Source organism: Mycobacterium sp. 852002-51152_SCH6134967, from assembly GCF_001667105.1.
Classification (GTDB): Bacteria; Actinomycetota; Actinomycetes; order Mycobacteriales; family Mycobacteriaceae; genus Mycobacterium; species Mycobacterium neumannii_A.
In genome coordinates this window covers 1-24,739 of sequence record NZ_LZIK01000041.1, presented here as the reverse complement: position 1 = coordinate 24,739, position 24,739 = coordinate 1, and the positions used below count along the sequence as shown (strand labels likewise).

General features: G+C 67.2%; 17 protein-coding genes and 1 pseudogene. 6 read left to right on the top strand and 12 right to left on the bottom strand.

From position 1 onward, the window contains the following. Window positions 1–10: 10 nt before the first annotated feature. Window positions 11–916 carry a hypothetical protein gene (locus tag A5790_RS12950; RefSeq protein ID WP_064428538.1) on the bottom strand — a complete coding sequence of 302 codons (906 nt, stop codon included), beginning with the start codon at window positions 914–916 and terminating at the stop codon, window positions 11–13. Window positions 917–1,115: 199 nt separating this feature from the next. Here A5790_RS12950 and A5790_RS12945 point away from each other — a divergent pair, with 199 nt between their 5' ends. Together A5790_RS12945 and A5790_RS12940 are read left to right on the top strand one after the other, a co-directional pair. Then, a complete protein-coding gene (locus A5790_RS12945; protein ID WP_066844549.1) occupies window positions 1,116–4,541 on the top strand; it encodes a TM0106 family RecB-like putative nuclease in 3,426 nt (1,141 codons plus the stop codon). Continuing rightward, entirely contained in the window at window positions 4,541–5,893 is a 1,353-nt protein-coding gene (locus tag A5790_RS12940; RefSeq protein ID WP_066844546.1) for an FAD-binding oxidoreductase, read from the top strand. Before A5790_RS12945 ends, A5790_RS12940 begins: the two co-directional genes overlap by 1 nt. On the opposite strand, the gene A5790_RS12935 is transcribed toward A5790_RS12940, so the two are convergent. Together A5790_RS12935 and A5790_RS12930 are read right to left on the bottom strand one after the other, a co-directional pair. Continuing rightward, window positions 5,890–7,758 (bottom strand): MFS transporter, encoded by a 1,869-nt coding sequence (locus A5790_RS12935; protein WP_064396271.1) that lies wholly within the window; start codon window positions 7,756–7,758, stop codon window positions 5,890–5,892. The genes A5790_RS12940 and A5790_RS12935 overlap by 4 nt on opposite strands. 85 nt (window positions 7,759–7,843) lie before the next feature. Beyond that, complete coding sequence (locus tag A5790_RS12930) at window positions 7,844–9,136, bottom strand: multidrug effflux MFS transporter (protein ID WP_066844535.1); 1,293 nt, start codon at window positions 9,134–9,136, stop codon at window positions 7,844–7,846. Window positions 9,137–9,277: 141 nt separating this feature from the next. Between A5790_RS12930 and A5790_RS12925 the strand changes: the two genes are divergently transcribed. The 3 genes from A5790_RS12925 to A5790_RS12915 all read left to right on the top strand — a co-directional run bounded on the left by A5790_RS12925 (window position 9,278) and on the right by A5790_RS12915 (window position 15,032). After that, on the top strand, window positions 9,278–10,042 hold the full coding sequence (locus tag A5790_RS12925; protein ID WP_066844534.1) for a hypothetical protein: 765 nt from the start codon (window positions 9,278–9,280) through the stop codon (window positions 10,040–10,042). A 196-nt stretch (window positions 10,043–10,238) separates the two neighbouring features. Further along, complete coding sequence (locus A5790_RS12920) at window positions 10,239–14,069, top strand: multifunctional oxoglutarate decarboxylase/oxoglutarate dehydrogenase thiamine pyrophosphate-binding subunit/dihydrolipoyllysine-residue succinyltransferase subunit (protein WP_231987780.1); 3,831 nt, start codon at window positions 10,239–10,241, stop codon at window positions 14,067–14,069. 132 nt (window positions 14,070–14,201) lie between these two features. Next, window positions 14,202–15,032 carry an SDR family oxidoreductase gene (locus A5790_RS12915; RefSeq protein WP_064396264.1) on the top strand — a complete coding sequence of 277 codons (831 nt, stop codon included), beginning with the start codon at window positions 14,202–14,204 and terminating at the stop codon, window positions 15,030–15,032. 21 nt (window positions 15,033–15,053) lie between these two features. On the opposite strand, the gene A5790_RS12910 is transcribed toward A5790_RS12915, so the two are convergent. The 3 genes from A5790_RS12910 to A5790_RS12900 are packed head-to-tail and all read right to left on the bottom strand — an operon-like array spanning window position 15,054 to window position 18,138. Continuing rightward, entirely contained in the window at window positions 15,054–15,896 is an 843-nt protein-coding gene (locus A5790_RS12910) for a glycine betaine ABC transporter substrate-binding protein (protein WP_064396262.1), read from the bottom strand. Between the two features lie 6 nt (window positions 15,897–15,902). Beyond that, window positions 15,903–17,099 carry an NADP-dependent malic enzyme gene (locus tag A5790_RS12905; RefSeq protein ID WP_197696780.1) on the bottom strand — a complete coding sequence of 399 codons (1,197 nt, stop codon included), beginning with the start codon at window positions 17,097–17,099 and terminating at the stop codon, window positions 15,903–15,905. A 49-nt stretch (window positions 17,100–17,148) separates the two neighbouring features. Then, window positions 17,149–18,138, bottom strand: a complete 990-nt coding sequence (locus tag A5790_RS12900; protein WP_064396260.1) for a malate dehydrogenase — start codon at window positions 18,136–18,138, stop codon at window positions 17,149–17,151. A 148-nt stretch (window positions 18,139–18,286) separates the two neighbouring features. On the opposite strand from A5790_RS12900, the gene corA reads away from it, so the two are divergent. Then, window positions 18,287–19,366, top strand: a complete 1,080-nt coding sequence (corA, locus tag A5790_RS12895) for a magnesium/cobalt transporter CorA (protein WP_064396259.1) — start codon at window positions 18,287–18,289, stop codon at window positions 19,364–19,366. An 87-nt stretch (window positions 19,367–19,453) separates the two neighbouring features. Here corA and A5790_RS12890 read toward each other — a convergent pair whose 3' ends face one another. The 6 genes and pseudogenes from A5790_RS12890 to A5790_RS25455 form a co-directional block, all read right to left on the bottom strand. Next, complete coding sequence (locus A5790_RS12890) at window positions 19,454–20,047, bottom strand: suppressor of fused domain protein (RefSeq protein ID WP_066844529.1); 594 nt, start codon at window positions 20,045–20,047, stop codon at window positions 19,454–19,456. Next, on the bottom strand, window positions 20,044–21,261 hold the full coding sequence (locus tag A5790_RS12885) for an ABC transporter ATP-binding protein (RefSeq protein WP_064396255.1): 1,218 nt from the start codon (window positions 21,259–21,261) through the stop codon (window positions 20,044–20,046). The genes A5790_RS12890 and A5790_RS12885 overlap by 4 nt, the downstream gene beginning before the upstream one ends. A 4-nt stretch (window positions 21,262–21,265) precedes the next feature. Next, window positions 21,266–22,102, bottom strand: coding sequence for a carbohydrate ABC transporter permease (locus A5790_RS12880; RefSeq protein WP_064396253.1), 837 nt, complete (start codon window positions 22,100–22,102; stop codon window positions 21,266–21,268). Continuing rightward, complete coding sequence (locus A5790_RS12875; protein ID WP_165593293.1) at window positions 22,102–23,031, bottom strand: carbohydrate ABC transporter permease; 930 nt, start codon at window positions 23,029–23,031, stop codon at window positions 22,102–22,104. The genes A5790_RS12880 and A5790_RS12875 overlap by 1 nt, the downstream gene beginning before the upstream one ends. Then, window positions 23,028–24,431, bottom strand: coding sequence for an ABC transporter substrate-binding protein (locus tag A5790_RS12870; protein WP_064396337.1), 1,404 nt, complete (start codon window positions 24,429–24,431; stop codon window positions 23,028–23,030). Before A5790_RS12870 ends, A5790_RS12875 begins: the two co-directional genes overlap by 4 nt. Before the next feature lie 191 nt (window positions 24,432–24,622). After that, window positions 24,623–24,739 (bottom strand): annotated as a pseudogene (locus A5790_RS25455) (magnesium transporter); the annotation flags it as partial.

The window sequence follows — 24,739 nt, the reverse complement described above, 5'->3', positions numbered from 1 at the left end:
ACTCGGCGTATTAGAGCCAAGCAATTCGCGCGTCGAGTCGAACCTCATCCGAATGCGGCCAGCCCCTCGCCTGCATCGCGTCCCGTACGCGCGCGAGAAAGACATGGGGGCGAGAGCGCAAAATATCGCGACTCGCCCGGATGATCAGCCAGCGCTGAGCCCCCAGTTCCGCCAGCCGGTCGATGTCGCGCGCGTGCTGTGCGGGATCGTCCCAATGCTGCGGACCGTCATATTCGACGCCGACCTTGAGCTCCTCCCAGCCCATGTCGACGCGGCCGATGAAGCAGCCGTACTCGTCAGCGACGAGGATCTGCGTTTGCGGCCTCGGGAATCCGGCGGCGAGCATCAGCAGGCGTGTCCTGGTTTCCTGCGGCGACTCAGCGCCGCCGTCCATCAATTCGAGCACCCGTCGCAGCTGCACGATGCCGCGGGCGCCACGACGCGTTTCGGCGAGACGCCCGACGTCGACCGGCTTGAGACCGGTAGCGTTCGCCAGCGCATCGACCCTGATGATCGCCGTCTCGAGGCTGCCCCCGCGGCCGAGGTCGAATGCCGTTCGCACCGGCGTGGTCACCGGCATTCCATGGACCATGCCCATCTCCTCATCGCGCAGTTTCGCCCGATGGATGGTGATTCCGTCGACATCACAGGCTTCGCCACGGATCAATTCGGCGGGCAGGTTCTCGTCGATCCATCGGGATCCGTGCAACGCCGCGGCGGATATTCCGGCGATCGTGGCGTTTCGCCGGGACCACAGCCACGCCGCGACCGCCCGTCTCTCCGGCGTCAGCTTCACCCCTTTCGGCAGGTAGACATTGCGGTAGATCATGTTGTGGCGGCTGACCAGTGTTCGCCTGGTCACCCCGCCTGCCGCCAACCCTTCGGTGCCGATGAACGGCGATGACTTCGTATCCATGCGGTCACGGTCAGTGCCGAGTCCCACAGAATCGGTCGGTGCGGACCACTGAACGCTCGGGCTGTGGATACGCGCGTCGTTGTGAATCGGCGAGTGTGGCCTCGTGTCACGCCCGAGCCGCAATAGGTGTGCGGGTAACCCACGTTCGCGGGGACCGAGGGAGCCGGAATGTGTCGTCCGGGTCACATACAGTGGCAGCGTGTTCGTGGCCTCCGAGGGCGCCGAAACCCGCGTCGTATACAGCGCATCCGATCTCGCAGCGGCAGCCCGCTGCGAGTACGCGCTGCTGCGCGCGTTCGACGCCAAGCTCGGACGAGGTCCTGCCGTCGCGAGCGAGGACGAGCTGTTGGCCAGGACGGCTCAGCTCGGCGACGAGCATGAACAGCGGCACCTCGATCTGCTGCGCGGCCGCGCCGACGTCGCGATCATCGGCAGGCCCCCGTACACGGTCGAGGGGTTGACCGCCGCCGCCGAGCAGACGCGTCGCGCGGTCGAGCGTCGCGCCGAGGTGATCTACCAGGCCGCCATGTTCGACGGCCGGTTCGTCGGTTTCGCCGACTTTCTGATCTTGGAGCGCGACGAAGACGGCGAGCGATATCGGTTGCGCGACACCAAGCTCGCCCGCTCGGTGAAGGTCGAGGCGCTGCTGCAGTTGGCGGCCTACGCCGAAACGCTCACCGCCGCGGGTGTGCCGGTGGCCGACGAGGTCGAGCTGATCCTGGGTGACGGCGCCGCCGCGAGCTACCGCATCGACGAACTGCTCCCAGTCTATCGCCCGCGGCGCGAAGCCCTGCAGCGCCTGCTTGACGACCACTTCGCGTCGGGCGCGCCCGTCGACTGGGCCGACGACACCGTGCGCGCGTGTTTCCGCTGTCCGGAATGCGAGGCCCAGGTTCGCGCCGGCGACGATCTGCTGCTGGTGGCCAACATGCGAGTGAGCCAGCGGGCCCGCCTGCTCGACGCGGGCATCACCACGGTCGCCGAACTCGCCCGACACGAAGGCCCGGTGGCCGAGCTTCCTGCCCGCACCCTCACCGCGCTGCGGGAGCAGGCCAGGCTGCAGCTGGCACCGCGGGTGGAAGGCAAGCCGCCGTACCAGATCGTCGACGCCCAACCGCTGACCCTGCTGCCCGATCCCGACAAGGGTGACCTGTTCTTCGACTTCGAAGGCGACCCCCTGTGGACTTCCAACGGTCACGAGTGGGGCCTGGAGTACATGTGGGGCGTGCTCGAGGTGGGCGGCGGTTTCCGGCCGCTGTGGGCGCACGACCGTCCGAGTGAGCGCAAGGCGCTTGTCGACTTCCTCAAGCTGGTGCGCCAGCGCCGCAAGCGGTATCCGAAGATGCACATCTACCACTACGCGGCGTACGAGAAGACGGCGCTTCTCCGGCTGGCCGGCCGCTACGGCGTCGGCGAGGACGAGGTCGACGACCTGCTGCGCAGCGGCGTGCTTGTCGACCTGTATCCGTTGGTGCGCAAGAGCATTCGTGTTGGCACGGAGAACTACAGCCTGAAGTCCCTTGAGCCGCTGTACATGGGCTCCGAGCTACGCACCGGCGACGTCACCACCGCGACGGAGTCGATCACGATGTACGCCCGCTTCTGTGAGCTGCGCGCCGAAGGCCGTCGCGACGAAGCCGACAACATGCTCAAGAAGATCGAGGATTACAACCGCTACGACTGCCGATCCACGCACCGGCTGCGCGACTGGCTGATCAAGATCGCGATCGAGTCGAGCGTTCCGCCGCTCGGACCACAGCCCGTCACCCACAGCGTCGCCGTCGAGGACACCGATCAACTGGCCCGCACGCTGATGGACTTCGCCGGAGACGGTGTGGCCCAGCGCAGTCCGGAGCAGACGGCCGTGGCATTGATGGCCGCCGCGCGCGGATACCACCGCCGCGAGGACAAACCGTTCTGGTGGGCGCATTTCGACCGGTTGAACAGTCCCGTCGACGAGTGGGGCGACACCAGCGACGTGTTCCTGGTCGACGCCGACGGCGTGGTGGTCGTCAAAGACTGGCATCTGCCGTCGACGCGCGCCCGTAAACAGCAGCGCTGGCTGGAGCTGACCGGAGCGCTGGAGGGCGGTGGCATCAGCGCCGAGGTGTTCGCGCTGTACGAACCGCCGTCGCCCGCCGGGATGGCGGACAACGCGGACCGGCGTGCAGCCGGTAACGCCGACGTCATCGAGGTCGACGACCCACCCACCCGGGTGGTGATCTGCGAACGCGAAACCCCAGCGGGGACATTCACGCAGACGCCGTTCGCGCTCACGCCGCGAAACATCGTGCCGACAAAGAAGTTACGTGAGGCGATCGACACCGCGGCCGCCGACGTCGCCGCCGCATTACCGGACCTGCCGCGCACCGCGGTGGTCGACATCCTGCTGCGCAGGCCGCCGCGCACGCGCAGCGGCGCGCCGCTACCTCACACCGGTGATGTCACCGCCGACATCACCGCCGCGGCGCTCGACCTGGAGTCGTCGTATCTCGCGGTGCACGGCCCGCCCGGGACCGGCAAGACCTACACGGCGGCCAGGATCATCGCCAGGCTGGTCAACGACCACCAGTGGCGCGTCGGCGTCGTGGCGCAGTCACATGCGGTGGTGGAGAACCTCTTTCGTGACCTCATCAAGGCCGGGGTGGACTCAGAACGCATCGCCAAGAAGGACTGCCCCGATGACGTCGGCTGTCAGGCGATCGACAAGGACGAGTACGCGGCGTTCATCGCCGATCACGCCGGGTGCGTCATCGGCGGCACCGCATGGGATTTCGCGAACGATACGCGCGTCGAGGCCCGCAGCCTGAACCTGCTGGTGATCGAGGAGGCGGGCCAGTACTGCCTGGCCAACACCATCGCCGTGGCCAGGGCGGCCGACAACCTGATGCTGCTCGGCGACCCGCAGCAGCTGCCCCAGGTCAGCCAGGGCCACCATCCCGAGCCGGTCGACGCGTCGGCGCTGGGCTGGCTGGTGCAGGAAAACCGCACGCTGCCCGAACAATTCGGCTACTTCCTCGACCGCTCCCACCGGATGCATCCCGCGGTGTGCGCCCCGGTGTCCCGGCTGGCCTACGAAGGCAGGTTGCAGTCCGCGGACGGACCCCCCGCAGCGCGGCACCTCGACGGCCAGGATCCCGGTGTGCGCGTGGTGTCCATCCCCCACGACGGCAACTCCACGAGCAGCCCCGAGGAGGCCGAAGCGATCGTCGCGGCGACGCTGACCCTGCTCGGCAGCGACTGGACCGACGAGCACGGCACCCGCGCGTTGACACAGAAGGACGTCCTGGTCGTCGCCCCCTACAACGCGCAGGTGCTGCTGTTGCGCGACTACTTCGAGGCGGCCGGGCTGTCCGACGTTGCGGTCGGCACCGTGGACAAGTTCCAGGGCAGGCAGGCGCCGGTGGTGTTCGTATCGATGACGGCGTCCTCCATCGACGACGTGCCGCGGGGGATATCGTTTCTGCTCAACAGGAATCGACTCAACGTCGCGGTCAGTCGCGCGAAGTACCTCAGCGTGATCGTCCGTTCGGAGGTGCTCACCGAGTATCTGCCGAGCACACCGGACCGCTTGATCGAGTTGGGAGCGTTCCTGTCGCTGGGCGCGAGCGACACACCGACGTGATGAGCCTGACCGAGCGGCTGGCCGAGATCGTCGGGAAGGCCTACGTCAGCAGCGATCCCGACGTGCTCGCCGCACGCGTCGTCGACCACACCGGGCGGTACCGCGGCCGGGCCAGCGCCCTGGTGCGGCCGGGGTCGTCCGACGAGGTCGCCGCCGTACTGCGGGCCTGCCGCGACGCTGGTGCCTACGTCACCGTGCAGGGCGGACGGACATCGCTGGTGGCGGGCACCGTTCCCGAACACGACGACGTGCTGCTGTCGACCGAGCGACTGCGTGACATCGGTGACGTCGACATCACCGAACGCCGAATCTCGGTGGGCGCCGGAGTGACTCTGGCCGAGGTGCAGCGGACGGCCGGCGAGGCAGGGCTGGTGTTCGGCGTCGACCTGGCCGCGCGCGACACCGCCACCGTCGGGGGGATGGCGTCGACGAACGCCGGCGGGTTGCGCACCGTCCGCTACGGCAACATGGGCGAGCAGGTGATCGGCTTGGATGTGGCTCTGCCCAACGGTTCGGTCGTGCACCGGCACAGCCGGGTGCGGATGGACAACACCGGCTACGACCTGGCGTCGCTGTTCGTCGGCGCGGAAGGCACTTTGGGCGTCATCACCGCGCTCGATCTGCGACTGCACCCCACACCGCCACACCGGGTGACCGCGATCTGCGGGTTCGCCGACCTCGACGCGCTCGTCACCGCCGGACGGATCTTCCGCGACCTGGACGGCATCGCCGCACTGGAATTGATCGACGCGCGCGCCAGCGCGTTGACCGCCGAGCACGCCGGGGTGCCCGCGCCCGTCGACGGCGCCTGGCAGCTTCTGATCGAACTGGCGGGCGACACCGACCAGACCGATCGACTCGCCGACGCGATCGAGGGCGCAGACCTGTGCGGGGAACCCGCCGTCGGCGTCGACACAGCCGCACAGCAACGACTCTGGCAGGTGCGCGAGGCCATCGCCGAAGTGCTCGGCGTGTACGGCCCGCCGCTGAAGTTCGACGTCTCGCTTCCGCTTTCGGCCATCGCGCAGTTCGCCGCCGATGCGGTTCGACTCGTCGGCCGCCATGCGCCCGAAGCGATTCCGGTGCTGTTCGGTCATGTCGGCGAGGGCAGCCTGCACCTGAACCTCGTGCGGTGCACGCTCGACAGCCAAGCCGAACAAGCCCTGTACTCGGCGATGATGGATCTCATCGCCCACCTCGGCGGCAACGTCAGCAGCGAGCACGGCGTCGGCACCCGCAAGCGCCCGTACCTCGCAATGTCGCGCGCCGACGCCGATATCGCGGCCATGCGGACGGTGAAGGCGGCCTTCGACCCGTCCGGCTACCTCAACCCCGCGGTGCTGTTCGACTAGTCGCGGTCGTCGCGCGCATGCCTGCCGCTGGAACGGGACTCCCCGCGGTGGCGATAGGCCTCGCCGTCCGGCCGGGCCGATTCCAGCGATGTGAGCCGCCGCTCGTTCTCGACGTGTAAGCCGTTGTGCGAGAGCCCGATCGGATCGGCTGCGGGTTTGGCGGGCGGCGCTGGCGGAATGTCGGCGAGCAGTTGGTCGAGAATCGCGCGCCACGAGTCGTCGGACTGCTCGGGCGGGCGCTCATCGCGCGCGGGCATTGGCTCGGTCGCCGGTTCCCGCTCGGCGGGAACCCATGACGCAGAGCCGTCGTCCCAGTCGATGGTGTACTCGACGTAGTCGTCATCGTCGTCGACGAACGCCTCGTCGTCGTCGGGCTCGTCGACTGGTTCGACGGCGGCGGGTCCCTCTGGTGGGCGGCGCGCATAGCCGACTAGGAACACCGCGGCGAGCACACCGAACAGCGCGACGAACGCGGGCAACAACAGCGACTGCGACATGGCGGCCGCGAACGGCGTGTGCAGGAACGACGGCAACTGCGTCGCACCCGCATCACCCTGAGCCGGATCGGCCCACGGCGGCATCTCGGAGTTGACCTGCCACGTCATGAACGCCGCCATGCTGGCGCTGCCCAGCACGGCCCCGACCTGGCGGGTGGTGTTGTAGACACCCGAACCCGCACCGGCCAACCGGGTCGGCAGGTTGCGGGTAGCCGTCGCGGCCAGCGGAGACCAGATGAACGCCATCCCGATCCCCGTCGCGGTGAGCGGCAACACCAGCCGCCAGATCGCAGTGGCGGGCGCCATTTCCAGGGAGAGCCAGGTCAACGCGATCGCCAGCACCGAGAACCCGAATCCGACCACCGGGCGTGGGTGCCACCGGTCGACGATCCGTCCGACGACGGGCGCGAGCACACCTGTGGCGATCGCCATCGGCGCGGTCAGAAGCGCCGACTGCGTCGGCGACAACCCGCACACCGCCTGCGCGTAGAACATGACCGGCACGATCATCCCGGTCACGACGAACCCGATCGTCGCGACGCCGAATGTCGACAGCCAGAAGTCGCGGTCGCGGAAGATCTCGAGCGGCAGCAGCGGATCGTTGCGGTTGGCTGCCTGCCAGAACAGGAACGCGGCGACCACCCCGGTGCCCAACGCCATCAGGCCCCAGACCCAGTGGGTCCACCTGTTCGCCTGCCCCTCCTGCAGGGCGAACACGATGAGGAACAACCCGACCGCCGAGAGGATCACCCCTGCAACGTCGAGTCGCTGCCTCTGTCTCGGCAGCTCGGGCACCAGCCGCAGCGCCAACGCCACGCCCACCACCCCGATCGGCACGTTGACGAAGAAGATCCACTGCCACCCGAGGGCGTCCACCAGGATCCCGCCGGCCAACGGACCGACCAGCGTCGCGACCCCGGCCGTCGCCCCCCACACGCTCATCGCCATGCCGCGCCGTTCGGCGGGGAAGATGCGGGTGACCGTCGACAGGGTCTGCGGCGTCAGGAGCGCCGCGCCGAAGCCCTGCACGACCCGCGCGGCGATCAACATCCCGATCGTGTCGGACAGTCCGCACCACAGCGAGGCGACGGTGAACACCGTGAGGCCGAGAAGGTACAGGTTCTTGGGGCCGAACCGGTCACCGAGGCGGCCCGCCACCAGCAACGGCACCGCGTATGCGAGCAGATAGGCGCTCGTGACCCACAGGACGGCGTCGTAGCTGGCGCCGAACGTGGCCATGATCGACGGGTTGGCGACCGCGACGATCGTCGCGTCCACCAGGATCATGAAGAAGCCGACCATCATCGCCCACAGCGCATGCCACGGGTTCGTTGACGTGTTCTGCCTGGTGAAAAGCGTTGACAACATTCTGGGTCGACTAGCACTCGGCGATGCCGCCGACGCTACGGAGCGTGGTCGATCCCGACAAGGCGGGACCACGCGCTGCGAAGCGTCAGGCCGGCTCGGGCACGACGTCGGCGGTGACATCGCGTTCGGAGTCGTCCGCGCGTCCGGCCGCCGACACACCGACGGCCATGAGCGCGAGCAACGCGATCACCATACCCACCGTCATCACCGCGGCCAGAGCGAACTCGTCGTTGCCGAGGGCACCGACGAGCGGGGCGATCGCAGCACCCAGACCGAACTGTCCCGCGCCGAGCAGAGCGGCCGCGGTGCCCGCGGCGTCCGGATGCCGGGTCAACGCCAGCGCCGGCGCGTTCGGGATGACGAAGCCCACGGCGGCCAGGAGCACCCACACCGGGACGACGAATCCGGCCACCCCGCCGACGTCGGCAACCGTGATCCCGACGAAGACCGCACCGGCCAGCGAGGCCACGGTCAGGGCCCACAGCACGATGGTCTGCGGCCGGAACCGGCGCAGTAAGACGACGTTGAACTGCGTGGCGCCGATCAGCGCGATCGCGCCGGCGGCAAAGACCAGCGCGAACCCCTGCTGATCCAGGCCGTAGCGACCCTGCAGGACGAACGGCGCCGCCGCGATGTAGGCGAACAGCCCCGACATGCCCAGCGCCGCGACCAGCACCAACACTACGAACCGGGTATCGCGCAGCAACTCCAGGTACGTCATTGCGATACCGCGCACCTTCAGCGGGCGACGATGCGCGACCGGCAGCGTCTCTGGCAGGGCCGTCGCCGCCACGACCAGTAACAATCCCGCCAACAGCACCAGAGCGGCGAACACCCAGTGCCAGGAGGCCTTCAGCAGGACCGCCGCGCCCAACGACGGAGCCAGGACGGGCGCCACGCCGAGCACCAGCATCAGTCGTGACATCACCGTGGCCGCGACCGAGCCCGTGAACAGATCGCCGACGACGGCGACCGCGACCACCGAGGCCGCTGCGGCGCCCATTCCCTGCAGCGCCCGAGCCAACCCGAGCACCTCGATGTTGGGCGCAAACATGCACATCAGCGAGGCCATCATGTGCAGCACGATCCCGGCCATCAACGGGCGGCGGCGGCCCAGCGAATCGGAGAGCGGACCGACGACCAGCTGGCCGAGCGCCAGCCCGGCGAGCGTCCCGGTGAGCGTCAGCTGCGCGATCGAGGAAGACACCCCGAGTTCCTCGGCGATTCTCGGCAGCGCGGGCAGGTACATGTCGATGGTCAGCGGCCCCAGCGCCACCATGACGCCCAATACGACGATCATCCGGATGCGGCTGACAGACGTGCCCTCCTGAATCGGAGTCGGGGCAGTCGTCAGATCCACAGCCGATGATGGTGCCATGGGAATGAAGAGCGCCGCTTCTCATTATTTTCTTCCCTGCCCGGCATAAGGTGAGCGCGATCACGGCCGGGGCACTCACCGACGCCGTCGTTCGTTAGCCGAAGCGATAGCCTGAAACGAGTCGTTCGGACAGGAGGCCCCATGAGTGCCCGGTCGAAGGCCAAGAGCCAGTTACCGGCGGGCAGCCCGGGAGACAAGGCGGGCTCCGCCGAAGATCCGAGCGTCGCCGCCAAAGCGCTGTCCCGCATCATCGAGCGCGGCTCGCGCGTGCAGGCTCCCGCGGTCAAGGCGTACGTCGACCGGTTGCGCGAACAGGACCCGCACGCGACGCCGGCCGAGGTCATCAAGAAACTCGAGAAGCGCTATCTGAGCGCGGTGATGGCCAGCGGCGCCGCCGTCGGGTCGGCTGCCGCGTTCCCCGGCATCGGGACGTTGACCGCGATGGCGTCGGTGGCCGGCGAGACGGTCGTCTTCCTGGAGGCGACGGCGTTGTACGTGCTCGCCGTAGCCGAGGTGCACGGAATTCCGGCCGAGCACCAGGAGCGGCGTCGCGCGCTCGTGCTGGCGGTCTTGGTCGGCGAGGACAGCAAGCGTGCAATCGCCGACCTGGTCGGCCGCGGCCGCACCAGAGGCGCCTGGGTCGCCGACGGGGCGGCCACCCTTCCGCTGCCTGCGCTGTCGCAGCTGAACTCGCGCCTGCTGAGATATTTCGTCAAGCGCTACACCCTCAAGCGAGGCGCACTCGCGTTCGGCAAGACGCTGCCCGTCGGCGTCGGCGCGGTCGTCGGCGGTGTGGGCAACCGCCTGATGGGCAAACGAATCATCGACAATGCGCACGGCGCGTTCGGCACCCCGCCACCGCGATGGCCGACGGTGGTGCACATGCTGCCCGCGTCCAAGGACTAGCGGCACATGGCCGGGAAGGTCGTTGTCGTGGTCTGGCCGATGCTTCGGCGCTAGCCTTTAGTCGGCGGAATGCGGGTAATCCGTACAGAACCTGGCGAGCGTTTCAGATGCGCTCGCGCGAAGCGAAGAATTGAGGCGAGTAGCTACCGTGAGCTCACCTTCACCATTCGGACAGAACGAGTGGTTGGTCGAGGAGATGTATCGCAAGTTCCGCGAGGATCCCTCGTCGGTAGATCCCAGTTGGCACGAATTCCTTGTCGACTACTCCCCTGAGCCGACCTCCTCGGAGAGTCAGGCTCGCAGCGGCAACGGTCAGCGCAGCGCAGGACCGGTGAGCCCGCCGGAGCCTGCCCCCGCGCCCGCGCCCAAGCAGTCCGGCGGCAACGGCGCCGCCCCGCCCGCCAAGGAGACCCCCGCCAAGGAGACCTCAGCCAACGAGACCAAGGCGAAGGAATCCGACGCCGGCGCCTCCAAGAGCAAGGCATCAAAGTCGTCGGCACCGGCCAAGGCGCCCGCCAAGGACAAGGAGCCCGCGAAGGAGTCGGCCAAGAAATCGGAGCCCAAGAACAAGGGCGCTGAGGCCAAGGCCAAGACCAAGGACAGGGACGCCGAGGCCGAAGATTCGGGCGGCGACGACGAGACTCAGGTGCTGCGCGGCGCGGCCGCGGCCGTCGTGAAGAACATGGCGGCGTCGCTGGAGGTGCCGACCGCGACCAGTGTTCGCGCGGTCCCAGCCAAGTTGATGATCGACAACCGCATCGTCATCAACAACCACCTCAAGCGGACCCGCGGCGGAAAGATCTCGTTCACCCACCTCATCGGGTATGCGCTCGTGCAGGCGGTCAAGAAGTTCCCTGGCATGAACCGGTACTTCGAAGAGATCGACGGCAAGCCCAACGTGGTCACCCCGCCACATACCAACCTGGGCCTGGCCATCGACCTGCAACGCAAGGACGGCGACCGGCAACTGGTGGTGGCCGCGATCAAGAAGGCCGACACGATGGGCTTCGGCCAGTTCGTGGCCGCCTACGAGGACATCGTGCGGCGGGCCCGCGACGGCAAGCTGACCATGGACGACTTCTCCGGCGTGACGATCTCACTGACCAACCCGGGCACCATCGGCACCGTGCACTCGGTGCCGCGGCTGATGCGCGGCCAGGGCACGATCCTCGGCGTCGGCGCGATGGAGTACCCCGCCGAGTTCCAGGGCGCCAGCGAGGAACGCATCGCCCAACTGGGTATCGGGAAGCTGGTCACGCTGACGTCGACCTACGACCATCGCATCATCCAGGGCGCCGAATCCGGTGACTTCCTGCGCACCATTCACGAACTGCTGCTCGACGACGACTTCTTCGACGAGATCTTCCGCGAGCTGCACATCCCGTACGAGCCGGTGCGCTGGCGGACCGACAACCCGGACTCGGTCGAGGACAAGAACGCCCGAGTCATCGAGCTGATCTCGGACTACCGCAACCGCGGCCACCTGATGGCCGACATCGATCCGCTGCGGCTGGACAAGAACCGCTTCCGCAGCCACCCCGACCTGGACATCCTCACCCACGGGCTGACGCTGTGGGACCTCGACCGCGAGTTCAAGGTCAACGGGTTCGCCGGCGCCGACGAGAAGAAGCTGCGCGACGTGTTGGGGCTGCTTCGCGACTCCTACTGTCGCCACATCGGCGTCGAGTACACGCACATCCTCGAACCCGAGCAGCAGCAGTGGCTGCAAGAGCGCATCGAGAAGAAGCACGAGAAGCCGACCGTCGCCGAGCAGAAGTACATCCTGAGCAAGCTCAACGCGGCCGAGGCGTTCGAGACATTCCTGCAGACGAAGTACGTTGGCCAGAAACGTTTCTCGCTGGAGGGCGCGGAGACGGTCATCCCGACCATGGATGCGGTGATCGACCAGTGCGCCGAGTACGCGCTCGACGAGGTCGTCGTCGCCATGCCGCACCGCGGCAGGCTCAACGTGCTGGCCAACATCGTCGGCAAGCCGTACTCGCAGATCTTCTCCGAGTTCGAAGGGAATCTGAACCCGTCGCAGGCGCACGGCTCCGGTGACGTGAAGTACCACCTAGGCGCGTCGGGCAGGTTCATCCAGATGTTCGGCGACAACGACATCGACGTGTCGCTGGTGGCCAACCCGTCGCACCTCGAGGCCGTCGACCCGGTCCTCGAGGGCCTGGTGCGCGCCAAGCAGGACGTGATCGACGGGGGCGACGGCGACGGTGAGGGCGCCGGGGCGTTCAGCGTCGTGCCGCTGATGCTGCACGGCGACGCCGCGTTCGCCGGTCAGGGTGTGGTGGCCGAGACGCTGAACCTGGCGCTGCTGCGGGGATATCGCGTCGGCGGGACGATCCACATCATCGTCAACAATCAGATCGGTTTCACCACATCGCCGTCCGACGCCAAGTCCTCGGAGTACTGCACCGACGTGGCCAAGATGGTCGGTGCGCCGATCTTCCACGTCAACGGCGACGACCCCGAAGCGGCCGCGTGGGTGGCCCGGCTCGCGGTCGACTTCCGGCAGAAGTTCCACAAGGACGTCGTCATCGACATGCTGTGCTACCGCCGCCGCGGGCACAACGAGGGCGACGACCCGTCGATGACGCAGCCGCGGATGTACGACGCTATCGACGTCAAGCGCGGTGTGCGCAAGAGCTATACCGAAGCGCTGATCGGCCGCGGCGACATCTCGATGAAAGAGGCCGAGGACGCGCTGCGCGACTACCAGGGCCAGCTGGAACGCGTCTTCAACGAGGTGCGCGAACTCGAGAAACACGAGATCGAACCCAGCGCCTCGGTGGAAGCCGATCAGATGGTGCCCGCCGGTACGAACACCGCGGTCGACAAGTCGCTGCTGGCGCGGATCGGTGATGCCCATCTGTCGGTGCCCGAGGGCTTCAACGTGCACCCGCGCGTCAAGCCCGTGCTGGAGAAGCGCCGCGAAATGGCCTACGAGGGCAAGGTGGACTGGGCGTTCGCCGAGCTGCTCGCGCTCGGCTCGCTGATCGCCGAGGGCAAGACCGTGCGGCTGTCGGGGCAGGACACCCGCCGAGGCACGTTCACCCAGCGCCATTCGGTGATCATCGACCGCAAGACGGGTCAGGAGTTCACCCCGCTGGATCTGTTGACCGTCGACAAGGACGGCAACCCGACCGGCGGCAGGTTCATGGTGTACGACTCCCCGTTGTCGGAGTTCGCGGCCGTCGGCTTCGAGTACGGCTACTCGGTCGGCAACCCCGACGCAATGGTGTTGTGGGAGGCGCAGTTCGGTGACTTCATCAACGGTGCGCAGTCGATCATCGACGAGTTCATCAGCTCCGGCGAGGCCAAGTGGGGCCAGCGTTCGGACGTCGTGCTGCTGCTGCCGCACGGTCACGAAGGCCAAGGCCCCGACCACACGTCGGGCCGCATCGAGCGGTTCCTGCTGTTGTGGGCCGAAGGGTCGATGACGATCGCGATGCCGTCCACGCCGGCCAACTATTTCCACCTGCTGCGGCGTCACGCCCTGGACGGCATCCACCGGCCGCTCATCGTGTTCACGCCGAAGTCGATGCTGCGCAACAAGGCCGCCGTCAGCGACATCCGCGACTTCACCGAGCAGAAGTTCCGCTCGGTCCTCGAGGAGCCGACCTACACCGACGGCGACGGGGATCGCAACAAGGCCAAGCGGATGCTGTTGTGCAGCGGCAAGCTCTACTACGAGCTGGCCGCGCGCAAGAAGAAGGATGAGCGCGACGACGTGGCGATCGTGCGCGTCGAGCAGCTCGCCCCCCTGCCGCGGCGCCGGCTGGCCGAGACGCTGGACCGCTACCCCAACGTCGAGCAGTACCTGTGGGTGCAGGAGGAACCGGCGAACCAGGGTCCGTGGCCGACGTTCGGGCTGACGTTGCCGGAGGTGCTTCCGGAGAAGCTGACCGGCATCACGCGCGTCTCGCGGCGGGCCATGTCGGCGCCGTCGTCGGGCTCGTCGAAGGTGCACGCCGTCGAGCAGCAGGAGATCATCGACGAGGCGTTCGCCTGAGCCTTCGCCTTCGCATTCGGCGGGCCTTAACCGGTTGATTGCCCGCACCTCACGTCAGGGCGATCAACCCGTTAGTGGGCGGACCCGCGGTACCGGCTAGCCTCTTGACGGCAGCAACACGAGGGAGTGGTTATGCAGGGCTTCGCCGGAAAAGTCGCCGTGGTGACCGGTGCCGGGTCGGGTATCGGACAGGCGCTGGCGATCGAGCTGGGCAAGTCGGGTGCGAGTGTGGCGATCAGCGACGTCGACGCCGAAGGTCTGGCGGCGACCGAGGAGCGGCTCAAGGCGATCGGCGCACCGGTGAGGACCGACCGCCTCGACGTCACCGAGCGTGAGGCCTTCGAGCTGTACGCCGACGCGGTCGTCGAGCACTTCGGCAAGGTCAACCAGATCTACAACAACGCAGGCATCGCGTATGTCGGCGATGTCGAGGTGACGCCGTACAAGGACATCGAACGGGTGATGGACGTCGACTTCTGGGGCGTCGTCAACGGCACGAAAGCGTTCCTGCCGCATCTGATCGCGTCGGGCGACGGGCACGTCGTCAACGTGTCGAGCCTGTTCGGCATCTTCTCGGTTCCGGGTCAGGCGGCATACAACTCGGCGAAGTTCGCGGTCCGCGGGTTCACCGAGGCGCTGCGCCAGGAGATGCAGGCCGCGGGCCATCCGGTCAAGGTCACCACCATCCACCCGGGCGGGATCAAGACCGCGATCATGCGCAACTCGACGGCCGCTGAGGGCGTCGACCGCGAGGGCCTGACCAAAACGTTCGACACCAGGCTGACACGGACCACGCCCGAGGAGGCCGCGAAAATCATCCTCGACGGTGTCCGCAAGGACCGGGCGCGGGTGTTGGTCGGGGCCGACGCGAAGATACTCGACGCGATCGTGCGGCTCACCGGTTCGGGCTATCAGCGCCTGTTCCTGTCGGTGATGAAGCGTCTCGTGCCCAACAGCCACTGAGGCTGCGGCGCTCTCGAACGTCTACGAGTCGCCGAGGGGGTGTTCGGCCAGGAACGCGTCGGCCACGTGGCCTGGATCCGCGCCGTCGGCGACCTCGGCGCGCATCTCGGCCAACGCCGCGGTGTCCAGCACGCCTGCGACCTCGTTGAGCGCGAGCACCTGTGACTCGTTGAGCCCGTTGCGGCGAGACAGCGGCACCAGGTTCTCCGCGCGGATCAGCGACGTACGGTCCGACAGCATCACCAGTTCGGGCGGGATGCCGGGAGCCGCGGTCGTCGTCCACGCGGCGGGGAACCGGCCGGAGCGAACAGCATCGAAAGCCGCGTCGCTGTCGGGGAATTCAGTCACGTTGGGTTCGCACGTGCCGATCGTCTCCGGACGGGGTGCGTCGGCGACCGCGGCGATGGTCAGCCCGTCGCAGTTGCGCACCGCGGCGGTGACGTCGCGCCCGTCCCACTTTCCGGCGGTCGCCTCGGTGACCGCTAGGGCGGGCTTGTCCTCCGCCGACGTGGTGTAGTCCCCCGCCGCGACGCCTTCGGGCAGCGCGGAGACCATCTCGCGGTACACCTGCGTCGGCGCCCGTGCCGCCGACTCGGGATTGAACCGGTCCAGCAACCGTCCGGTGAGCCCGGGCACGACGCGGACGGCCCCGGTGTCCAGCCCGGTCAGCGGGTCGTCCTCGATCTTGACGTGAGCGGGGTTGCCGTACGAGCGCAGCGCGGCGGCATAGAGGTGGGCGCTCAACGTCGACTCCGGATCGGGTGTGGCGCCGACGGCTATCGACGGCCGCTCGGTGTCCTCGCCGCACGCTGCGGTGCTCGCCACGATCACCGCGACGAGCGCCAGCGCCAGCCGCCGGCCCACCTGCGTCTAGCCTCCCGACGCGTCGCGGGACGCACTGGCGACCGCCTGTGCGACCGCGGGGGCGACCCGGGGGTCGAGCACGCTCGGCACAATGCGATCGGGTTCGAGGTCGGTCCCGACGACCGAGAAGATCGCTTCGGCGGCGGCCACCTTCATCCGCTCGGTGATACGGCGCGCACCGGCGTCGAGCGCACCGCGGAACACGCCCGGGAAGGCGAGCACGTTGTTGATCTGGTTCGGAAAGTCGCTGCGCCCGGTGGCGACGACGGCCGCGTACCGGCTCGCGTCGTCGGGGTGGATTTCCGGATCCGGATTCGACAGCGCGAACACGATCGAGTTCGGCGCCATCGAGGCGACCAGGTCGACGGGCACCACGCCGGCGGACAGCCCCAGGAACACGTCAGCGCCCTCGAGCGCTTCGGCGAGCCCGCCGGTCAGCCCGCGCGGGTTGGTCGACTCGGCCAGGTCGGCCTTGTAGGAGTTGAGGTTCTGGCGACCCTTGTGCACGATGCCCTGCGAATCGAGCAGCGTGATGTCGCTGACGCCCGCCGCCATCAGGATCTTCGCGCACGCGATGCCTGCCGCGCCGCAGCCGGAGACCACGACCCGAAGCGAGGCGATCTCGCGATCGACGACCTTGGCCGCACCCAGCAGGGCGGCCAGCACGACGATCGCGGTGCCGTGCTGATCGTCATGCATGACCGGGCAGTCCAGCGCCTCGACCAGGCGCCGCTCGATCTCGAAACATCGCGGGGCCGAGATGTCTTCGAGGTTGACGGCCCCGAACGTCGGACGCAGCCGGACCAGGGTCTCGACGATCTCGTCGGTGTCCTTGGTGTCGAGCACGATCGGGATCGAGTCCAGGTCGGCGAACGCCTTGAACAACGCGCTCTTGCCCTCCATCACCGGCAGCGACGCCGCCGGGCCGATGTCACCGAGCCCCAGCACCGCGCTGCCGTCGCTGACCACCGCCACCATTCGGCTCGCCCACGTGTAGCGGGCGGCCAGCGTGTGGTCGGCGGCGATGGCACGGCTGACCTGGGCCACGCCCGGCGTGTAGGCGACGGACAACGCCCGTTCGGTGTCGAGGGCCGCGTTCAGCGCTACCGAGAGCTTGCCGCCTACGTGGGCCGCGAAGATCTCCTCATCGCTGAGGACGATGTTGGATCCGGTCAATGGAAGGTCTCTCACCGCTTGCGACACGGCGCCCAGGTTAACGACGAACTGGTAGGTAACCTAATCGCCCGCTGCCTCAAATCAGGCCGAGATCGGTGACCGCTTTGCGCTCGTCGGCGAGCTCGGCCGTCGTCTTGTCGATGCGGCTGCGGGAGAAATCGTCGATGTCCAGGCCCTGCACGATCGACCAGTCGCCGTCCTTCGTCGTTACCGGGAACGACGAGATCAGGCCCTCCGGCACTCCGTAGGAACCGTCGGAGTACACCGCCATCGACACCCAGTCGTCGGCGGGCGTGCCCAGCAGCCAGTCCCGGGCCGCGTCGACGGTCGCCGAGGCGGCCGACGCCGCCGAGGAGGCACCGCGGGCGTCGATGATCGCCGCACCGCGCTTGGCGACGGTCGGAATGAAGTCGTTCTCGATCCAGTTCTGGTCGTTGACCACCTCGGCGGCGTTGCGGCCGCCGACCTCGGCGTGGAAGACGTCGGGGTACTGGGTGGCCGAGTGGTTGCCCCAGATCGTCATCTTCTTGATATCGGTGACCTTGGCGCCGGTCTTGCGGGCCAGCTGGCTGATCGCCCGGTTGTGGTCGAGGCGGGTCAGCGCCGAGAACCGCTCACGCGGGATGTCGGGGGCGTTGGACATCGCGATGAGCGCGTTGGTGTTGGCGGGGTTGCCGGTCACCCCGATGCGCACGTCGTCGGCGGCGACCTCGTTGAGCGCCTTGCCCTGGGCGGTGAAGATCGCGCCGTTGGCCTCGAGCAGGTCACTGCGCTCCATGCCCGGGCCGCGGGGGCGGGCGCCGACGAGCAGCGCCAGGTTCGCACCGTCGAAGATCTTGTTCGCGTCGGCGCCGATCTGAACGCCGGCAAGAAGCGGGAACGCGCAGTCGTCGAGCTCCATCACCACACCCTCGAGCGCCTTGAGGGCCGGCTCGATCTCGAGGAGCCGCAGTTCGATCGGCCGGTCGGGGCCAAGCAGTGACCCGCTCGCGAGGCGGAACAGCAAGCTGTAGCCGATCTGGCCGGCGGCACCGGTGACTGCGACCTTGAGGGGAGTTGTGCTCACGTCAGATGCTCCTTGGACAGATGTACGTTGCCCGCACCGCGGGCGGATTGCGTCGGGAACGAAACTAGCAGGCAGCCGACGCGCCCAGCCGCGTAGCATCTACCACGGCCCAATACCTGGGCCCCGTCCGCCCGGGGGGAGCGACCCAGTGCCCTCATTTCGCCCGACCCGTCAAGCGTCCACGCCAGCTATCGGCGCCGACGGCCACGCACCGGTGACCAACGTCACCGTCGACTGCGGCATCTATTGTCAGGGCACCCGGCTGGCGGGCACATATTCCACCGCGGCGGCACTGGACGAGGTGCGCGAAGTGGAGCGCGACGGCAAGAAGGCGTTCGTCTGGATCGGGTTGCACGAACCCGACGAGGCCCAGATGCAGTCGGTGGCCGAGGTGTTCGGCCTGCACGAGCTGGCGGTTGAGGACGCCGTTCATGCTCATCAGCGGCCCAAACTGGAGCGCTACGACGACACCCTGTTCCTGGTGCTCAAGACCGTCAACTACGTGGAGCACGAATCGGTAGCCAACGCGCGCGACATCGTGGAGACCGGCGAGATCATGATTTTCGCCGGCGCGAATTTCGTGGTGACCGTGCGCCACGGAGACCACAGCGGACTGGCGAGCGTACGTCACCGCCTCGACGCCTCCCCCGGTCTGGCCGAATTGGGGCCCTACGCCGTCATGCATGCGATCGCCGACCATGTCGTCGACGGCTATCTCGAGGTCACCGAACTCGTCGAAGCCGACGTCGACGCGATGCAGGAAGAGATCTTCTCGCCGAATCGCCAGACCAACGTCGAATACATCTATTTGCTCAAGCGGGAGGTCGTCGAGCTACGCCGGTCGGTCAGCCCGCTCACGCTGGCGTTGCAACGACTGCTGTCCGATCACGACGACCTCGTCTCAGTCGAGGTGCGTCGTTATATGGGCGACGTGTTCGACCACAACACCAAGGCCTCGGACCGCATCGCCAGCTTCGACGAGATGCTGACGTCGTTGGTGCAGGCCGCACTCGGCAAGGTTGCGATGCAACAGAACACCGACATGCGCAAGATCTCGGCGTGGGTGGCCATCGCCGCGGTACCGACGGCCATCGCGGGTGTTTACGGCATGAACTTCGACCACATGCCTGAACTGGACTGGTCGTGGGGCTACCCCGCGGTTCTGTTGTTGATGGCAACGGTATGCACGCTGCTGTATCGCACGTTCCGTAGTAACAACTGGCTCTGATTTTGCGCGAAATGGCGTTCCAGCAGGCCCGTACTCGACCTTCTTCTGCTGGAACGCAATTTCGCGACTGCTTGCGCTGGCTTCAACTCAGCTCGGCTTGGCCGCCCGACGTGCCGGGTCGAGCACGTCGACGCCGTCCTGCTGCCACGCCTCGCGCATCGCGTCGGCGCCCTTGAGGCGCACCCACGCGGCTTCGGTCGCGGTGATCGGCGTGGCGGCCAACACCTTCACCGGCTCAAGCGGGTCGGCCAACGGAACGTCGTCGATTTCGCTGTCGCTCAACAGGAACGCGGTGAACGGTGTGTTCTCCCACAGCGGTGTCTCGAGGTCGATCAATGCATCGGGCGCCAGGACGAGCCCTTCCACCGCGGGCGCGGCGGCCACGATCGCGATCGACCGGTGCAGTCCCCGCGGCGAGGGTCCGCGAAGGGCGACAATCACCTCCGCGCGAGGACCGTGCACGACGTCGGTGACCATCTCGGTCGGGTCGAACATCGGATGACGCGAACAGCCCAGCGACACATAGTGGATGACTCCGTCGGGGCCCGGCCCGAAGCGCAGCACGCCGATGGTCTCGGTGCCAAGGAACGTGACGCTGGCCTCGGCGGGCTCGGAATCGATGCCCTGCCCGGCGAAATGCTCACGCAGGTGGGTGCGGACCTTCGCGGGGACGTCGATCACTCGGCCGGCGGCGCGGCTGAACCCGCGGGTGAATCGGCAGGCGCATCGGCCTCGGGCAGGCTGAGGTTGTTGCCTGTCTCGGGGTCGAAGACCACCAGCTTCGACGTGTCGAACGCCAACTGGATCGTGTCGCCTTGTCTGGCGGTCGAATCGACCGAAACCCGTGCCACGAACTCGTTCTCGCCGACGCCTGACTCGGCGGCCAGCTCGGCGAGCTGCGCCGAATGCGCCCCGGCGCCTTCGGTTTTGAAGTGGAGATACTTGTCGGCGCCCAGCGACTCGACCATGTCAACCGTCACGTCGAAGGTCAGTGCGCGGATGCGCGCATATCCGTCGAGCACCGCGGCGTCCTCGAAATGCTCGGGCCGGACGCCGACGATCACGTTTCTCGGCGCGTTGCGCCGGGCCAGCAGGTCGTAATTCTCCTGGGTGAGGGTGACCTCGCCGAAGGGCAGCCGGACGCCGACGTCGGTGATCGTCGCGCTGAAGAAGTTCATCGCAGGCGAACCGATGAAACCGGCGACGAACAGGTTCGTCGGGCGGTTGTAGAGGTCCTCGGGCGTTCCGATCTGCTGGGCCACCCCGGCAAGCAGCACCACCACGCGATCGCCCAGTGTCATCGCCTCGGTCTGGTCGTGGGTGACGTAGACGGTGGTCGTGCCCAGCCGGTCCTGCAGGCGGGCGATCTCCGCGCGCATCTGCACACGGAGCTTGGCGTCGAGGTTCGACAGCGGCTCGTCCATCAGGAAGGCCTTGGGATCACGCACGATCGCGCGGCCCATCGCGACGCGTTGCCGCTGACCGCCGGACAGCTGCCCCGGTTTGCGGTCCAGAAGCTCGCTCAGGTCAAGGATTTTCGCGGCTTCGTCGACCTTGCGGGCGATCTCGTCCTTCTTCAGCTTGGCCAGCGTGAGAGGAAACGCGATGTTCTGCCGAACGCTCATGTGGGGGTACAAAGCGTAGGACTGGAAGACCATCGCGATGTCACGGTCCTTGGGTGCCTTCTCGTTGACGCGCTCGCCACCGATGCGCAGTTCACCGGAGGTGATGTCCTCCAGCCCCGCAATCATGTTGAGCGTGGTCGACTTTCCGCATCCCGAAGGGCCGACGAGGATGATGAACTCGCCGTCGGCGATCGTCATCGACAATTCGTGGACGGCCGTCGCGCCGTTGGGGTAACTCTTCGTCACCCGGTCCAACACAATTTCGGCCATGGAACTACCCCTTCACCGCGCCGGATGTCAGTCCGGCGACGATCCGTCGTTGGAAGATGAGCACAAAGATGATGATCGGGATGGTGATGACCATCGCGCCCGCCGCGATCGATCCGGTCGGCTCCTCGAACTGCGAACTGCCGGTGAAGTTCGCGATCGCCACCGGCGCGGTGATCGCGCGTTCGGTGGCGGTCAGCGACAGCGCGAGAAGTAGGTCGTTCCAGGCGAAGATGAACACCAAGATCGCGGCGGTGACGATGCCCGGCGCGGCGAGCGGGGCGATGACCTTGCGGAACGCCTGCGCGGGTGTCGCACCGTCCATCTTGGCCGCCTTCTCCAGATCCCATGGGATCTCCCGGAAGAACGCCGATAGCGTGTAGATCGCCAGCGGCAGCGCGAAGGTGATGTACGGGATGATCAGGCCGGGCCAGGTGTCGAAGAGGCCGACCGCGCGTTCGATGTTGAAAAGCGGTGTGACGAGCGAGATATGGGGGAACATCGCGATCAGCAGGGAGACGCCGATCAGCAGCTTCTTGCCGGGGAAGTCGAGGCGCGCCACCGCGTACGCAGCCATCCCACCGATCACCACCGCGATGGCCGTGGTGATCAGGCCGATACCGATCGAGTTGATCAGCGCCGAGGTGAAGATGTTGCCCTGGAATATCGCCTTGTAGTTGTCGAAGGTGATCTCGGCGGGAATCAGCTTGCCGTCCTTGACACTTGAGGTTGGCTTGAGCGACAGCGACAGGATCCACAGCACCGGGAAGAGCGCGTAGACGATAACCAGCGCGTTGACGATCGTCCAACCCGTCACCCGCGACGCACCGACCCGCTCAGCCATCAGCGATTCTCCTCGGCGGACCCCGGCGCCGCGGCACCGAAGATCTTGATGTAAATGAACGCGATGATCGCCACGCACAGAAAGATCAGCACGCTGATCGCCGAGCCGAGGCCCACATTGAACGCCTTGAACAGGTTGTCGTATCCCAAAATCGACACCGAGCCCGTGTTGTTGGCCCCGCCGGTGAGGATGTAGATGTTGTCGAAGATCCGGAAGGCGTCGAGGGTGCGGAACAGCAGCGCCACCAGGATCGCCGGCTTGATCAGCGGCAGGATCACCTTGGTCAGCCGCTTCCAGGCGCCTGCACCGTCGACCTGGGCGGCGTTGAGCAGATCCTGTGGCACCAGCGCCAATCCGGCCAACAGCAGCAGCGCCATGAACGGCGTCGTCTTCCACACCTCGGCGAGCACCACGATCGCCAGCGACGGAAGCTGTTCGGTCAGTGGGGCACTGCCCTCGGGCAGCAGGTTCGCCAGGTATCCCGTGCCCGGTGTCCACGCGTAGTACCAGCTGTAGGACGCGGCGACCGTGACGATGCCATACGGGATGAGGATGGCCGTTCGCACGACGCCCTTGCCGAAGATGGTTCGGTGCATCACCAGTGCCAGCGCCATGCCGAGGACGAATTCGATGGCCACCGAGACGACGGTGATACCGAGCGTGACGAAAAAGGCTGTCCACCAGTACTGGTCGGTGAGAATGGTGACGTAGTTCTCCAACCCGATGAACTCGGTGTCGTCGGGTGCGGCCATGTTGTTGCGCTGCAGGCTCAGCCACACCGCGTAAGCGATCGGGTAGCCGGTCACCGCGAGCATCAACACGACGGCCGGCGCGATGAGCAGGAATGCCAGCTTCCGTTCCGAGCGAGTGTCGTCGCTGCCGGTCGCGCTCGGCACCGGTGCGGTCGCGGTCGCCGGTGGGGCGGTCACGGGATCAGCCCCTTACCGTCGATGGCCTTCTGCACCTGCTCGGTGAGCTCGTCGGCGGTGCGCTCCGGGTCGATGTCGGTGATCGGAGCCAGCGTGGTGGAGATGCGGGTGGAAACCGCTTGGTACTGGGGTGTGGCGGGACGCACCGCGGCGTTGGTGAGCTGTTCGCGGATGATCTCGTGCTGCGGATATTTCACCTGGAACGCCGGATCGCTGTACAGCGACGTGCGCACCGCGGGCAGCCCGCCTTCGACGGAGGTGTACCGCTGATTTTCCACGTCGCGCAGGCATCGGATGGCTTCGAACGCCTCGGCCTTGTGCTGCGTCGTCTTCGCCACGGCGAGGTTGAGGCCGCCGATGGTGACCCTTGCCGCCTCGCCCGGTCGCACGCCCGGATACAGGGCGAACCCAAGGACCTTTCTGCTCGCCTCGAAGGCGGTCTCGAACTGTTCGTCGCTGGGCGAGAACGTGCCGACGTCGTTGATGCTGCCGGCCAGCGAGGGGTCTTCGTCCAGCGGCAGGAACGACACCCCGCCCTTGATCGCGTTCTCGAGCAGCGACGGCAGCACGTAGGGCCAGTTCACCTCGAGCGCCGCCTTGCCCTGTTCGAGTGCCAGCCGTGCGGTGGTCTCGTCGGTCTGAGTCACCGACGGGTCCGCGCCTGGTGCGGTGGCGACGTTGCGGATGATCTGCAGCGCCTTGACGGTGGCGGCCCGGTGTTCGGGTGTGTCGGTCAACGTGACGGTTTTGCCGTCGTCGGAAAGCACTTGACCGCCCGCGCTTTCGAGCAGGGTGTTGAACCACACGACCAGGCCTTCGTACTGCTTTCCTTGTACCGCAATCCAGCTCGGCTCACCCGCGGCGTGCAACCGCGTCGCCTCGGCCACCATGTCGTCCCATGTTGTTGGTGGCTGCGCCATCAGATCGGCTCGGTACCAAAGCAATTGGGTGTTGGTGGTGATCGGCGCGGCGTACAGCTTGTCCTGCCACATGGCCGTTTCCAGCGGGCCCGGCAACGTATTGGCCCTCGCATCGGCTTCGGCTTGGCCGGCTGGATCGTCAGAGAGCGGCAACGCCCAACCGGCTTCGGCGAATTCGGCGGTCCACACCACGTCGAGGGCCATGACGTCGAGGCTTCTGTCGTTTCCGGTCAGCCGCCGCGCGAGTTGGAGCCGTTGATCGTCGGCGCTCTTGGGCAGGCTGATCTGTTGGATTCGGAAGCGGCCGCCGAGCTGTTCGTTACACCGCTCGGCGACGGCGGTGAAGGTCTGCGCTTCGTTGGCGGGCGTGTAGTAGTTGATGACGATGCCGCCGCTGTCGGAACCACACGCCGTCAGCGTTGACGCCGTCGTCAGCGCAGCAATCGCCGCAGCACCCATCCGTCGTGGGCCGCCGCGCATGCTGGGGAAGCGCACCACCCGCCTCCGTCCGCGTGATGTCACCGACGGGAATCTCCCGCGCGCAAACCGTATTGCCACAAGCATGTGGTTTGCAACACCTCGACGGCGCGCGTCGCACACCGTTACGCAATCGCGAACTGCGCATACGCCGTACCGGTGATGGTGCCTCTGCTACCGATCGCGCGCGGACCTCAGATGGTCAAGCGCGCCAGCAGATCCCGTCCGCGCTCGGCGTTCTGCGGATCGCACAGGACGTCGTAGCGGCCCGCGACGAGTTGCAGCGTGGAACTGAAATCTCTTGTGCCGCG

Excerpts from the sequence above, each read along its gene's own strand:
- A5790_RS12950 (WP_064428538.1), bottom strand. The coding sequence starts at position 916 with ATGGATACGAAGTCATCGCCGTTCATCGGCACCGAAGGGTTGGCGGCA.
- A5790_RS12940 (WP_066844546.1), top strand. The coding sequence starts at position 4,541 with ATGAGCCTGACCGAGCGGCTGGCCGAGATCGTCGGGAAGGCCTACGTC.
- A5790_RS12935 (WP_064396271.1), bottom strand. The coding sequence starts at position 7,758 with ATGTTGTCAACGCTTTTCACCAGGCAGAACACGTCAACGAACCCGTGG.
- A5790_RS12930 (WP_066844535.1), bottom strand. The coding sequence starts at position 9,136 with ATGGCACCATCATCGGCTGTGGATCTGACGACTGCCCCGACTCCGATT.
- A5790_RS12925 (WP_066844534.1), top strand. The coding sequence starts at position 9,278 with ATGAGTGCCCGGTCGAAGGCCAAGAGCCAGTTACCGGCGGGCAGCCCG.
- A5790_RS12920 (WP_231987780.1), top strand. The coding sequence starts at position 10,239 with ATGTATCGCAAGTTCCGCGAGGATCCCTCGTCGGTAGATCCCAGTTGG.
- A5790_RS12915 (WP_064396264.1), top strand. The coding sequence starts at position 14,202 with ATGCAGGGCTTCGCCGGAAAAGTCGCCGTGGTGACCGGTGCCGGGTCG.
- A5790_RS12885 (WP_064396255.1), bottom strand. The coding sequence starts at position 21,261 with ATGGCCGAAATTGTGTTGGACCGGGTGACGAAGAGTTACCCCAACGGC.
- A5790_RS12880 (WP_064396253.1), bottom strand. The coding sequence starts at position 22,102 with ATGGCTGAGCGGGTCGGTGCGTCGCGGGTGACGGGTTGGACGATCGTC.
- A5790_RS12870 (WP_064396337.1), bottom strand. The coding sequence starts at position 24,431 with ATGCGCGGCGGCCCACGACGGATGGGTGCTGCGGCGATTGCTGCGCTG.